At 74.3% G+C, this 323-nt stretch carries 1 protein-coding gene; it reads right to left on the bottom strand.

The window, feature by feature from the left end:
• Positions 1-323 (bottom strand): CurL C-terminal domain-containing protein (locus VS93_RS32340; protein WP_046472561.1); only part of this gene is annotated, 323 nt, incomplete at both ends.

Consider the following 323-nt stretch of genomic DNA (forward strand, 5'->3'; position numbering starts at 1 on the left):
CGCGACCTGGCCCGGCTCCCGAGACACCATTCCCTCGACCACACCGGGGGCGGGCTCACCCCGGCCCACCGCGTCCAAGCCCCGTACCAGCTCACCGCGATCCCCACCGACCACCACGGCACGGTGCTCGAAGTGGGAACGCGTGGTCGCCAACGAGAACCCCACGTCCACGGGGGCGGTCTCCGGGAAAGTGCAGAGGTGTTCGTGCAGCCGGCGCGCCTGGGCCCGGAGTGCCTGCGGGGTATGTCCGGAAACCAGCCACGGGAGTACCGGCGGCGCGGCCGCGGCCGCCGGGGCCTCCCCGTCAGCGGTGAGGACGGCCG

The sequence above is a fragment of the Allosalinactinospora lopnorensis genome, from assembly GCF_000981225.1.
GTDB lineage: Bacteria > Actinomycetota > Actinomycetes > Streptosporangiales > Streptosporangiaceae > Allosalinactinospora > Allosalinactinospora lopnorensis.